The sequence below is a fragment of the Rufibacter roseolus genome (assembly GCF_017916365.1).
In the GTDB taxonomy this organism is placed as follows: domain Bacteria; phylum Bacteroidota; class Bacteroidia; order Cytophagales; family Hymenobacteraceae; genus Nibribacter; species Nibribacter roseolus.
On the sequence record NZ_JAFMSU010000001.1, the window covers coordinates 738,256 to 751,710 of the forward strand.

Below are 13,455 nucleotides of genomic sequence, written 5' to 3' on the forward strand. Positions count from 1 at the left end.
TGTTGATTGTAGTTGGTTTGCGCGGATAATTGCCTTTCTGTTTATTTTCTTGTGTTTGCGTAGTCCGCTTTCGCTGGCGTGGTGCCGCTGTTTACGCGGGTGCATAAATTTGATTGTTGCATGGCTGGGCTCCGTGCGCTCACGGCCGCGAGGCCCCGCCTTCCGGCCTCGCGCTGCGCCAGCTTCCTTTGCTCCTTTCAGTCGCAATGCCTCACGGCACCGAAACCTGACAAGGCGCTCCACCGAAAGGCTGGAATTGGGAATGCGCCGGCGGGAAGGCCACAGACCTCACAGGTTTTGAAAACCTATGAGGTCTCCTATTTATGACATGGTTCAAGTCTGTGACTTGGACCACCATGGCCGGCAGTTTGTAACTGCCGTGAGGCGCTAATCTCATAGGACCGTGTGCTGATCTGCTGGCGCGAGCCTCCGGCTCGTGTCCGGAGGCATTCCAGAAAAGCTTTTCTAAAAGTAGTGTGGAGTTTTGATCAACCAACACCACCTTTCTGTCTTTACTTAGCATCAAGATTTCTGAACTACGCTTACTAACCGTAAAGTCTTTTTTTAAAGGAGGAGAGGAGGAAGAGGTATCTGCTGACTTCCTATTTTAAGGCTCTTTCCTTAAAATTAGCCTTAAAACGCAAAAAGGCCGTCCCAACCGGGACAGCCTTTTCTTTATCAGTAAATGCGTGCTACGAGCTACGTGCTACCAGAATTACATACTCAAATACAAATTACGCTCTGAGTACACTTTGGTGAAATACTCGTCTTCCAGGTCATCAATAAAGTAGATGGCCTCGCCGGTTGACTTCATCTCTGGGCCTAGCTCCTTGTTTACTTCTGGGAACTTGCTGTGGGAGAATACCGGAACCTTGATGGCATAACCGTTTTTCACCGGGTTGAAGGTGAAATCGGTTACCTTTTTCTCGCCCAGCATCACTTTGGTGGCATAGTTCACATACGGCTCTTGGTAAGCTTTTGCAATGAATGGCACGGTACGGCTGGCGCGTGGGTTGGCTTCAATGATGTATACAATTCCGTTCTTGATGGCGAACTGAATGTTGATCAAGCCAACGGTATTCAGGGCCAGCGCGATTTTCTTCGTGTGCTCTTCAATCTGGCGGATCACGTCTTCGCCTAAGTCAAACGGAGGCAACACGGCGTACGAGTCACCAGAGTGGATACCGGCTGGTTCAATGTGCTCCATGATGCCCAGGATGTGCACGTTTTCACCGTCGCAGATGGCATCAGCCTCGGCCTCAATGGCGCGGTCCAGGAAGTGGTCCAGCAGAACTTTGTTGCCCGGATTGTCTTTCAGGATGTCCAGTACCTGCGCTTCCAGTTCCTTCTCGTTAATCACGATCTTCATGTTCTGGCCACCCAATACGTAGCTAGGGCGCACCAGCAGCGGGAATTTCAGGTCTTTGCACACTTCCAGCGCTTCCTCGGCAGACGTTACGCTCGCAAACGGAGGATACGGAATGTTGTTTTCTTTCAGCAGGGTAGAGAAAGCACCGCGGTCCTCGGCTAGGTCAAGGCTCTCATAGGTGGTACCCATGATCTTGATGCCGTAGCGGGTCAGTTTCTCAGCCAACTTCAACGCTGTCTGCCCACCCAACTGCACGATTACACCTTCCGGTTTCTCGTGCAGGATGATGTCGTAGATGTGCTCCCAGAACACCGGCTCAAAATACAGTTTGTCTGAGATGTCAGAGTCTGTAGAAACGGTCTCGGGGTTACAGTTGATCATGATGGTCTCGTAGCCACACTCGCTGGCGGCTAGTACGCCGTGCACGCAGGAGTAGTCGAACTCAATGCCCTGCCCGATACGGTTAGGACCTGAACCCAACACCACTACCTTTTTGCGATCAGAGACAACGCTTTCGTTCTCGCCGTCAAAGGTGCTATAGTAGTAAGGTGTCACGGCCTCAAACTCGGCGGCGCAGGTATCCACCATCTTGAACACGCGCTTGATACCCATGCTCGTGCGTTTCTCGTGCACTTCGCTCTCTTTGCAACGCAGCAGGTATGCCAGCTGTCTATCGGCAAAGCCTTTCACTTTAGCGCTGCGCATCAGATCCACCGGAATATTGTCGATGGTATATTTCAGAACTTCACGCTCGGTGAGCTCCAATTCCTCAATCTGCTGCAGGAACCAAGGGTCAATTTTGGTTACTTTCTGGATGGTGCTGGTGGCTACGCCAAATTTCATGGCGTCCTTGATGGTGAACAGACGGTCCCAGCTCGGGTTGGCCAGGCTGTCCATCAATTGGTCGTAGTTCGTTTTCTCCTTGCCATCGGCACCCAGGCCGTTCCGCTTAATTTCTAAGCTTTGGCAAGCCTTCTGCAGTGCCTCCTGGAAGGTACGTCCGATGCCCATTACCTCGCCCACAGACTTCATCTGCAGACCTAATTTCTTGTTCGCGCCTTTGAATTTGTCAAAGTTCCAGCGCGGTATTTTCACAATCACGTAGTCCAGCGCGGGCTCAAAGAACGCCGAGGTGGTTTTGGTGATAGAGTTTTTCAGTTCGTCTAAGTTATAACCAATCGCCAGTTTAGCGGCTACTTTGGCAATTGGATACCCGGTCGCTTTAGAAGCTAATGCTGAAGAGCGGCTCACGCGGGGATTAATCTCAATGGCAATGATGGTGTCATCCTCAGGGTTCACCGAGAATTGTACGTTACAGCCACCGGCAAACTGACCGATACCCGCCATCATTTTGATAGCCAAGTCGCGCATCTGTTGGTAGATGGTGTCTGGCAAAGTCATGGCCGGCGCTACCGTGATAGAGTCACCGGTGTGGATACCCATTGGGTCAAAGTTCTCAATGGAGCAGATAATGATTACGTTGCCGATGTTATCGCGCAACAACTCCAACTCGTACTCTTTCCAACCCAGGATGCTTTGCTCCACCAGTACCTCGTGGGTAGGGCTGGCGTGCAGACCGCGGGTGAGGGCGGCGTCAAATTCTTCGGGCGTGTTCACGAACCCACCACCGGTTCCACCCAGGGTGAACGACGGACGGATTACCAATGGAAAGCCGATTTCCTGGGCGATTTCCTTGCCTTCTAAGAAAGAGGTAGCGGTGTTGCCTTTGCAGACGTTCACGCCCAGCTCAATCATTAACAAGCGGAATTTCTCGCGGTCCTCGGTGGTCTCAATGGCTTTGATGTCTACGCCAATGATTTTTACCCCGTATTTTTTCCAAATACCAGCTTTCTCGCAGTCGATCGCCAGGTTCAACGCGGTTTGTCCACCCATCGTAGGGAGTACTGCGTCAATCTTGTGCTTCTCCAGAATCTCAATGATAGACTTCTTCTCCAGCGGTTTCAGGTACACGTTGTCCGCGGTGATAGAGTCGGTCATGATGGTGGCGGGATTTGAGTTGATGAGGGTAACCTCAATCCCCTCCTCGCGCAGGGAGCGGGCGGCTTGGGAGCCAGAGTAGTCGAATTCGCAGGCTTGCCCAATAACGATGGGACCGGAACCAATGATTAAGACTGACTTGATGGAATTATCTTTCGGCATTAGTAAAGCGGTATGTATAAATTGCCCAAAGTTAAGGCAGAAAGTTTAGAATTATGAAATAAACTGCCTCGGGCGGTTAAATTATTCGCTTCTGTGCTTAAACTGATTGATTGTCAGTGAGAAGGCAGAAACCGATTGTGAACAGCAGCAGGGTTGGGAAGAGTTCCTGAATATTAGAAAGGCAGAATAAAGACTAAGTCTGAGGCGTGTGGAAGGTGTTTTGCGTCTTACGTGCCATGCTTTAGAAGCCAGCGGTTTTTCATCCTGCTGGATGACGTCGTTGCAGTGCAACGACGCTACATATTGCCCTGTAGCGACGTTACACCGTAACGTCGTACGCATTCCATCGAAAATACCGAGTAGAGATGCGTTTTAGGTTCCATTTACAGAAAACAGGCCCAAAACGCGAAATGTATTCCAAGGTTAAAGCGATACGCCGCGGCGCTCCCACTCAGAGGCTAGTTCCAGCTTAGGCAAAAGCGTTTTCAATAGCCAACTTTCCATTTCCGCGCCGGCGTGGAAAGGCGTGATGTCTACGGGCAGTTCGTCTTTTAGGTGCTGCATGCGGGCGGTATGGTGTACCCGGGAATCCAGAATCACAAATGCGCCTTTGTCTTTCTCGCGCCGCACCAGTCGCCCGAAGCCTTGCCGGAGTTTGTGCTGACTGGCCGGGTAATAGAATTTGCTCCAGAAGTAACCGCCTTCCACCTCGCGGCGGTGTGCTACCAAGGGGTTACCCAAGGATGGATTAGGCAATCGGAAAACGATGACCTGCGAGAGCGTGACGCCCGGGAAATCCACGCCTGACCACATGCGGTCCAGACCCAGCAAAACGGAATGCTCTTCCTGCCGGAACCTTCTGATTTCCCACAGGCTGGTGCCTTCCTGCTTGAGCAGTTCAATGTCATAGGCGGGTAGACGCGGGTGCAGCCATCGGTAAGCATCTTCCATGTCGCGGCGACTGGTGAAGAGGACCAGGGTTCTGCCGTTCAAAGCCACAATGCACTTGAGCAGCGTTTCCATGGAGGTCTGCAGCCAAGCCTGTTTCTGGTCTTGCGCCATCTTGTGCTCATAGCAGGGGATGAACGCGGGGACCACTGCGTGGACCTTTTCCTGCTGCTCATAGTTGAACGGCGAGAGGTAACGCACTTCCTGTTCAAACGGCTCCTGGCGGCCCAGTTGATTTCTAAAGTACTGCGTGTTGCCGCCTACATACAGCGTGGCCGAGGTAAACAACAGGCTGGGGTAGATGTTCTGCAGTTTGTCCATCTCGTCCTGCAGGTAGTACGGCATCTTGCTCACCGACCAGTTCTGGCCGCTTTTCTCCAGCACATGAATCCACTTGCGGGCCGGGAAATCGCTGGTGATTTTCATTAGCGAATCGGCGAACTCAGCGGCCTTTTCTCTGTAGGTCTCCAGGCGGCTGTAGGTCTTGTCCTCGGGCTTTTTCAGGAGCTTGAGGATGCGGTCTATCTTGCCGGCCACAAACTGAACGGCCGTCAAGAGTTCCTGCAGGGCTTGTTCAATATCGGCGCTGAATTCTCTTTTGGTCCAGCGGCCGTTTTCTACCAACGCGACTTCCTCCTGCCAGCGCTGTTCGCCTTGGATAGGCAGGGCCTGAATCAACTCGCCGCTGGTTCTGATGGTGGCGCAGTCGCGGTGGATAGAGTCAATTTCAGCCAGCACCAGTTGGGCGGTTTCGGTGTCTGCCTGGTGGGCTACCTTTCCGGCCACAATATCCAGGAAACCTTTGCGGTAGTCTTTGCCCAACAACGGGCGAAGCAGCCGGGCTTCCATGACGGCTAGGCTGAAGTTCATGCTGAGGGCACTCCGGGCGAAATCGGGGAACTGATCGGCTTCATCAATGATGCAGTGCTTGATTAAGTCCGTGAGTTTGGGCGGCAGTTGCAGCAGCTTGTGGTGGTTCGTGACAATGATATCGGCGGCGTAGGCCTGCTCCATGTGGCGGGCGTACGTGCACTTGGCGGGCTCCAGGCACAGCTTGGGCACGCAGACCTCCTGGGCGTTCGCCTCCGACAGCAATCGGTAGGTATCCGGTAAAATGGCCCTGATGTTGTGCGGAATCTCTTCCACCTCGCCCTGGGTATGATGTACGCGCAGCACCAGGTAGAGCCAACTCAGCCCTTCCCGAATGGTGCCTTTCTCCTGCACCACCAACTCGTCATACAAATCCAGCAGCGCCGAGATGCACAGGTAGTTGTTCTTGCCTTTCACGATGGCGGGCCGCAGGTGCGCGTGTAAACCACCCTTGAAGCGCAGGCGCGGGATCTCGCCCTGCATCACCTGTTCCTGCAGGTTTTTGGTCGCCGTGGCCACCACCACCTTGCGGCCAGGGTTCAAGCGCAGCAACTCAGCAGCGGCCATGAGGTAGCCCATGGTTTTCCCGGTGCCAGTGCCGGCCTCGGCCACAAACGTGCCTTTATCTGTGAGGGCTTTGTTGCAGAATTTGGAATACTGCATCTGAGCGTAGCGCTCGGGCAGGCCGTGTTTCTTGTACCAGGCGTGCAGGGCATCGTGGATGAGCTGGTCAGACGGCTGGGCGATGTCTACGCGGGGTTTTACCGTGGGGGCATCGGGTACGGTGGGGAGCCAGGAGGTGAGCAGTTCCCGCAGGTGAAAGGGTAAAACCGGCACTTGGGTGGTGGCAGGCGGCGTAAGCCAATGCAGATCCAGCGGCTCCAAGGTCTCGATGTGCTCGGCGGCATGCAGCAAGGTGCGCCAGGCGGTGCCCATGAAGATGGCGCCTAAGTCCAGCACCTGTTGAAGCAACTGCATGAATAGCGTAGGTTCGCCGGGTTCATCTTCCGGGGTGCTGGGGATTTTCTGCAGCAGCACCTCCAGTAGTTTGAAAAGCTGCGTATGCAGGGCGGCTAAAGCCACGTGCATAGGTTGAGAAGCGGGCTTCTTCTGGGCGGCGGTGGAAAGCGCCACCAAATCGCCCATTTCCATCAAGTTCAAGTGCGGGAGGAAGAATGAGGAAAGCACGGCCAAGTCAGCACAGACGGGCGGCGAGGCAATTCCTGCCAAAATGTAATGCTTCAGCCAGGTTTGCTCGTGCCGTTCGTGGAAGAAGAACACGTGCGTGAAAGTACTCAGATATGCCTGTACCTCGGCTTTCTGCTCCTGCCAGGTAAGGGCGTTCTTTGCCTGCTCTTTGCTGATTTTAGACTGTTTCTGGACGCTACGGCCAAACTCCGCCTCGGGGTTGATAAACCATTCCTTCAGTACGGCATTCCCTTTCTGCAACGACAGCACGCCCACCTGCAATAGCCCATGTTTGGAACCATAAGGGCCGGTGGCAAATAAATGCAAGATGGCAAAGGATGGGGAATCAGCTTTCATCAGGACCTCGTTCACTCGTCTAAGCAGAACCACAAAGGTACTCTATGCTAAGGAATTTGCCGCAAAATAGTGCTGGATGCTAAGCAGTTTAGGAGGGTTTGTTTTGAGGGTGTTTTGGGGAATGAAGGCCTGAAACGAAAAAAGCCGCACCATTTGTGCGGCCCTTTTCTATATATGCAGTTGTGTGTTCCTTATGATTACACGGCAGAAACTTCGGCTAGGGTAGGATAGTCAGTGTAGCCTATTTCTGCAGTGTTGCTGTAGAACGTGTTGTAGTCCGGGGCGTTCAGCTCGGCATTCTCCGCGAAACGCTCTACCAGGTCTGGGTTCGCAATGAACGGTCTGCCATAGGCTACCAAATCAGCGAAGCCGTCTTCTAACACTTTGTTGCCGGTTTCCTGCGTAAAGCCGCCGTTGATAATCAAGGTGCCGTTGTACAACGGACGGAAGTGCTTGGCAATCTCCTTAATAGCGTATGGCAACTCGGCTACTTTAGGAGATGCCTCAGTCAGGTGCAGATACGCCAGGTTGTAGTCATTCAAACGCTTCACGATGTACTCAAACGTAGGCGCGGTTTCCTCGTCCACGGTGATCCCGAACTGCTCGTGCATAGATGGGTTCAGGCGAACGCCCACGCGGCTCAGGTCAATGACTTCTTTCACGGCATCCAGCACCTCAAAGAAGAAGCGGGCGCGGTTCTCCACAGATCCGCCGTATTCATCGGTGCGCTGGTTAGAGCAGCGGCTGAAGAACTGGTGGAACAGGTATCCGTTGGAAGAGTGAATCTCCACGCCGTCAAAACCAGCTTCTACGGCATTGACAGCGGCTTTCTTGAAGTCTTCCACAATGCCTTTAATCTCAGCTACTTCCAAAGCGCGTGGCGTCACGGTTGGTTTGAAGCCTTCGGCGGTGAACGCCTGGTCGTTGGGGTTGATGGCCGAAGGAGCCACCGGCAATTCCCCATTGTGGAAATCTGGGTGCGACATACGGCCCACGTGCCATAGCTGCGCGTAGATTTTTCCGCCTTTCTCGTGCACGGCCTTGGTCACCAGTTTCCAGCCTTCTACCTGCGCAGCAGAGTAAATACCCGGGATGTTGATGTAACCCACACCCTGCGGGCTTACCGGCGTACCTTCTGAGATAATAAGACCGGCACTGGCGCGCTGGGCGTAGTACTCGGCGTTCAGCTCGGTGGGTACATTCTCAGGGTTATTAGACCGGCTGCGGGTCATGGGGGCCATCACTAAACGGTTGTTCAGTTGCAAAGCGCCTTTCTGATAAGGCTGTAACAGCGGTTGGTTTTCTATTTGGCTCATAATCTATTTTGTGTAAACATAAGTTGTATATACAACTATATGGGTAAAAAAATATTAACCTTCTCGTTCTCTTAATTTGTCCATCAGTTCGCCAATCTGTACGGCTTCTTCTGGGGTAATCTGGCTGTATTTCTCTTCCAGGTTCTGCATAATAGTGTCGGTCTGCTTCAGCAGCTCCAGGCCTTTCTCGGTAATCACGATGTCTACCTTGCGCCGGTTATCGGCGCACTGGCAGCGGGTCACCAAGCCTTTCTCCAACAGTTTGTCTACCAGACGGGTGGCATTAGAGTCACGGTCCAGCATGCGTTCCTGAATCAGGCCCAATGTGGCCGGATTGGGGTACTGTCCGCGCAGAATGCCCAATACGTTGTTCTGCTGCAATGACAACCCATATTGCTTCAACTGGCAGGAAAACGCTTTCTGCAGCCAGTTGCCCGTGAACATCACGTTCACCACCATGCGGCGGTAAGGGCTGCCAAATGTCTTCTGCTTCAATTCGTCCTCTAATTTCATGGGCTTTCTGCCGTTCATGCGGCAAATCTAAATCTTATTATTGTATATACAATATTTGTAGTGGCTTTGTTCCGCTGAGCCCAGGTTTCTTCCAGGAAATCACCGTTTCTGAGGTGTTTTACGGGAATAAGCCATAAAACGGTTTACCCCGGTACAATGACCCATTTTCACCTGTAAATTCAGGTTCTGCAACACCGTAGAAGGGCATCTGCCGCCGGAACGGAATTAGCTTTAGCTGACCGGACAAAAAGCGAGGTTGGAGATGGTCCAAGCGTTTTTAAATCAGTTCTCTAATTTCGGACCATAAACAGAAATCACCTGGGCCTCCCCGGCGCAGGCTTGCAGTTTCTGGAAGACTGCGCCGGGGAGGCTATAGGTAGGTTGGGTGGAGAACTAAGTCCGGCTAGGGGCAGGCTGGGGTAGGTAACCGGTAGTGGCCGGAGATTCTACTGTGCTGTCAGGGTCAGCATCCTCGGTGATGTCCGTGGCGGCGTCATCCCGGTCTTTGGCTTCCTGGTCGGCAGGCTTTTTGGCTTCGCAGGCGCCCAGCAAGAAAAGGCCGGAGAAAGCAACCAGGATTCCTGCTTTCCGGAGAGTGGTGCCCACGGAGGTGATTTCTTTTTTCATAGTGCTTGTAGGTAAGGTTGATTAATCCTCCTCTACGGAAAACATTGGCTTATCGCCAGAAACCAGAACTCCATTTTAGCAATGACTGCGCAAGAAGGTGCCGGAGTATCGTTTTTGCAGCGTCACTACCCACTGCAGCGCTCGAGTAAAGCCTTGAAATCTGGCGTCGCCCAGGTGACCAGATACAACTTGGCCCCGTGCTGTGCCACCACGGGCAGGAAGCCGTTGATGCCCTAAGCCTGCACCTGCGCAAACCCGTCCAAACAGCTAACCATTATTTCGCAGTTAGCTTGTTCTCCAGCATGCGGTTGTTGTATTGCTGAATAAAGGCCTTGAGCTTGTTTTCCATGGCTACTCTGATGAGCGGCTCATTGTCTTTGAGGTTCTCCTTCAGGAATTTGTCTTCCCGGTAATTGAACAGCCCCAAGGTCTGGGTGCCGTCGAACTGCAGGAAGTAGTCACCCTCGGTCCATTGGTAGCCGCCCTGGTAGCTGATGGCGAAATTGCCTTCTGCTGGGTTTAGCATATTTTTCCCGAAGGAGAAGTACGGCTGGTCGTAGCCCAGGTAACCCAGCACGGTGGGCATGATGTCTAGTTGCTGCACCACGCGGTCTTGCTCCACGCCCTTGAAGGAGGCATCGCCCGGGGCGTAGAAAATGATGGGTACAGCAAAGTTGCCCCAGGCCGTCTGGTACTCGGGGTAGTAGGTGAAGGTGGCCGAGTGGTCGGCGGTGATTACGAAGAGCGTATTCTTAAACCACGGCGCCTGGCTGGCCTTCTGGAAGAACTTGCGCAGGGCCATGTCTGAGTAACCTATGCACTCAAAGATTTCATACGGTCCTTTTTTGAACTTGCCTTTGTAGCGGTCCGGTACTTTGTAGGGGTGGTGCGACGAGGTGGTGAACACCGCGCTCATGAATGGTTCCTTGAAAGTGTTCAGCTTGCCGGCCATGAACTGCAGAAACTCCTCGTCCCAGATGCCCCACATGCCATCAAAATCCTCAGGCTTGCCGTACTCCGTCATGCCGAAGTAGTCCTGCACGCCAATGAGGTTCATAAACGCATCAAAGCCCATGGAACCGTTGGGCGCCCCGTGGAAAAAAGACGTATAGTACCCTTTCTGCCGAAGCGTGCGCGGCAGGCTAGGCAGATTGTTGCTCACGTACTGCGTCAAGACAAACGGTTCCTGAATACTGGGAATACTGGTAAGCACGCTGGGCAGTGCATCAATGGACTTTCGGCCGTTGGCAAACGAGTTCCAGTACACCTTGCTCTGGCCCATGAGTGAATCCAGGAAAGGTGTGAAACCGGTATACTTGCCGTTCTCCAGATGCTTGTTATAACCGCCTACGGCTTCCTTCCCGAAACTCTCCAGCACAATCAACACCACGTTTTTCGGCTTGAATTGGGCCGAGTCTGCAGGCTGGTGCACGGGCGAGTAAAGCTGGGCTACTTGCTGATCGGGGAAATACGCCACTTTCTGGTAGCTGGTCTTGTTGATGGTTCTGATGATGGAGAACGGCGTGTTGAGCACGATGTACATTTCCTGCGGCCGCTTCACGTACTCGCCGGCGTTGCTCAACGTGATAGGCCGCGTGCTGTGCCGGAAACCGCCGCGCATAGCCGCAATGCTCAACCCAATGGTAAGCACCAGCATGACGGTGTGCCACGGATAATAAAACCACGGGTTGTAGGTAGGCGCTTTCTCCAGTCTGATACGGTTGTAGAGCCAAACCATCAGTGCCAACAACGCTACCCAGATCAGGGCTATATACCAAAAATCGACGAGGAAACTGGAAGCGAAGCCACCCCAGTCCTCATTCGCGAACTCCTTCACCACGCTGCCGGTAGTCCGCCGCAGGGTAAACCGATAATAGATGAAATCCACGGAGTTAAGCGCCAGCCCGATGCCGTTGAACACCAGGAAGACCCATTTCACCACCTTCCGGTACAACAGGTGGTGCCTGAACCGGAACGGCAGAATCATGAGCGCAATGAACAGCAGATTGGTATACAGAACCGCCGCCAGGTCAAACTTGAGCCCACCCCACATGAGGTACAACAGATCAGAGAATGACGTTTCCGCGAAAAAGCCCTTATTGAAAAAGAAGAAGAGAAGCCGACAGACCGTGTACAGCAGCATGGCCACGCCTAGCGCCAGCAGCATGGCCACATGCACGCTCCGTCGCAACGCCCTCGGCTGAAAAGATTTTATCATGTCCTAAAGAAAGAACCGCAAAATTACTGAACCCGAAGCAGATATAGAAACCAGGAGCAAGTCATGGGAATAAGTTGCGTTTCTGGGGTAGTTTCGGGAAAGAAGGGTGAAAATAGAAACTTTACTTTTGAGGCTGGCGCCTCACGGCTTTGCAAACTGCCGATCATTTTGGGTCCAAGTCACAGACTTGAACCATGTCATAGTATTTAGAAGACCTCACAGGTTTTCAAAACCTGTGAGGTCTGAGGCGTTCCTGCCGGCGCATTCCCTTTTCCAGCCTTTCGGTTGAGCGCCTTGTCAGGTTCCGGTGCCGTGAGGCATTGCAACCGTAAGGGAGCAAAGGAAGCTGGCGCAGCGCGAGGCCGGAAGGCGGGGCCTCGCGGCCGTGAGTGCACGGAGCCCAGCGATAAAACAACCCAGCTTATGCACCCGCGTAAACAGCGGCGCCACGCCAGCGAAAGCGGACTACGCAAACACAAGAGACCGTCATAAAAGCATAAACCCCGTCAACGCACTACCAACTGAACAAAAAAACAGCCTTGAAACGTCACTCCGTTTCAAGGCTGTTTTCAAAAAAGGAAACCAAAAACGCTTTACTTCTCAAAAGCCTTCCTTAAATCAGCCACCGCCATTTCCTGGGCGTACTTGGCTTCGCGCAGCACCGGGGCCATCCCGAAGAACTCATGGGTCACGCCGTTGAAAACCTTATGGTTCACGGTTACTCCGGTGGAATCCAGTCTTTGGGCTAGCTGCTGGCCTTCGGTCTGGAGTGGGTCCAGTTGGGCGTTGATGATGGTGGTAGGGGGTAGGCCTTTAAGGTTGGCGCCCACCAGGTTGATCCAGGGGTTCTTGCCATCATTAGGGGAGCGCAGGTACTGTTTGAAGAACCATTCCATCATGGGTTTGTCCAGGGGTTTGGCCGAGGCGTATTTCTGGTAAGAAGTTGAGTTGGTGTTATAGCTGGCAATGGGGTAAACCAATACCTGATGTACCGGCATCTGCACTTTCTGGTCGCGGGCCATCATGCTCACGGCGGCCGCCAGGTTTCCCCCGGCGCTTTCGCCCACTACGGCTACTCTTTTAGGGTCGCCTTTGAGGGAAGCGGCATTTTTCAGGGCCCATTTGTAGGCTGAGAAAGAGTCGTTATGGGCGGTGGGAAATTTGTTTTCGGGCGCTTGACGGTACGCCACAGAGATCACCACCGCTTCGGCCTGCTCAGCCAGCCCTTTAGCCGAGGCGTCATACGTGTCCAGATCGGCGATGACCCAGCCGCCACCATGGTAATAGACAATCACCGGGTAAGGGGCGGTGCCTGTTCTGGGGGTGTACACCCGGGCATGGATCTGGCCACCCGTTACCGGAATCGTTTTCCCTACGGTATCTACCTTAGAAGGCGGTATAGGCATGTTATTCTCCTTCATCAGGTCCATGACGGCGGTGGTAGGGGTGGGATTCTGCCGGGCTTGCTTGGCGGTGAGTTGCGGAATAGGCTTGGCGTTGTAGCTGGCCAGTTTCTCTATCACTGCCTGCATAGGGCCCGTGATGGTGTCTGCCCAGGCCGGTTTGGTGCCGGTGGGCTTCAGGCTGGATGCTGCCTGGTTGGAGGTGTCTGCATCAGCATCGAGGTCAACGGCGGTGGTGTCAATGGCTCCTTCGCGGCTGACACTCTCGGTTTCCGCCACGGGGCGTTTGCTCTCGCAGGATATGGCTAAAAAGCAGCAAGCCGCTGCCAAAATAAATCCGCCTTGGCGGGCGGAGGCTAAAATTTTCTTTTTCATAGTGTTGAGATGGTTGTAATAAACAGAAAACGTATTTATCTACATACGAGGCTGCGGTGAATACGGATTATTTCTGGCCCTAACCAGAGAAAAGGCGGGGAGAACCAAGGT

Annotated in this window: 7 protein-coding genes; all 7 read right to left on the reverse strand. The window is 53.3% G+C overall.

The genetic code is table 11. The features are described from left to right. Window positions 1-715: 715 nt before the first annotated feature. Complete coding sequence (gene carB, locus J3P35_RS03120) at window positions 716-3,529, reverse strand: carbamoyl-phosphate synthase large subunit (protein ID WP_210462915.1); 2,814 nt, start codon at window positions 3,527-3,529, stop codon at window positions 716-718. A 423-nt stretch (window positions 3,530-3,952) separates the two neighbouring features. Continuing rightward, complete coding sequence (locus tag J3P35_RS03125; protein WP_210462916.1) at window positions 3,953-6,892, reverse strand: ATP-dependent DNA helicase; 2,940 nt, start codon at window positions 6,890-6,892, stop codon at window positions 3,953-3,955. 197 nt (window positions 6,893-7,089) lie between these two features. Further along, window positions 7,090-8,208, reverse strand: a complete 1,119-nt coding sequence (locus tag J3P35_RS03130) for an alkene reductase (protein ID WP_210462917.1) — start codon at window positions 8,206-8,208, stop codon at window positions 7,090-7,092. Window positions 8,209-8,262: 54 nt separating this feature from the next. Continuing rightward, window positions 8,263-8,721 (reverse strand): MarR family winged helix-turn-helix transcriptional regulator, encoded by a 459-nt coding sequence (locus tag J3P35_RS03135; protein ID WP_210462918.1) that lies wholly within the window; start codon window positions 8,719-8,721, stop codon window positions 8,263-8,265. Between the two features lie 393 nt (window positions 8,722-9,114). After that, on the reverse strand, window positions 9,115-9,348 hold the full coding sequence (locus tag J3P35_RS03140; protein WP_210462919.1) for a hypothetical protein: 234 nt from the start codon (window positions 9,346-9,348) through the stop codon (window positions 9,115-9,117). Window positions 9,349-9,622: 274 nt separating this feature from the next. After that, complete coding sequence (locus tag J3P35_RS03145) at window positions 9,623-11,566, reverse strand: LTA synthase family protein (protein ID WP_210462920.1); 1,944 nt, start codon at window positions 11,564-11,566, stop codon at window positions 9,623-9,625. A gap of 593 nt (window positions 11,567-12,159) precedes the next feature. Further along, the gene (locus J3P35_RS03150; protein WP_210462921.1) at window positions 12,160-13,344 is read right to left on the reverse strand and encodes an alpha/beta hydrolase; all 1,185 of its coding nucleotides are present in this window, start codon (window positions 13,342-13,344) and stop codon (window positions 12,160-12,162) included. Window positions 13,345-13,455 lie beyond the last annotated feature (111 nt).

Bases quoted from the DNA above. Each gene is read 5' to 3' on its own strand.
- J3P35_RS03130 (WP_210462917.1), bottom strand. From the start codon at position 8,208: ATGAGCCAAATAGAAAACCAACCGCTGTTACAGCCTTATCAGAAAGGC.
- J3P35_RS03145 (WP_210462920.1), bottom strand. From the start codon at position 11,566: ATGATAAAATCTTTTCAGCCGAGGGCGTTGCGACGGAGCGTGCATGTG.
- J3P35_RS03150 (WP_210462921.1), bottom strand. From the start codon at position 13,344: ATGAAAAAGAAAATTTTAGCCTCCGCCCGCCAAGGCGGATTTATTTTG.
- J3P35_RS03140 (WP_210462919.1), bottom strand. From the start codon at position 9,348: ATGAAAAAAGAAATCACCTCCGTGGGCACCACTCTCCGGAAAGCAGGA.
- J3P35_RS03125 (WP_210462916.1), bottom strand. From the start codon at position 6,892: ATGAAAGCTGATTCCCCATCCTTTGCCATCTTGCATTTATTTGCCACC.
- carB (WP_210462915.1), bottom strand. From the start codon at position 3,529: ATGCCGAAAGATAATTCCATCAAGTCAGTCTTAATCATTGGTTCCGGT.
- J3P35_RS03135 (WP_210462918.1), bottom strand. From the start codon at position 8,721: ATGAAATTAGAGGACGAATTGAAGCAGAAGACATTTGGCAGCCCTTAC.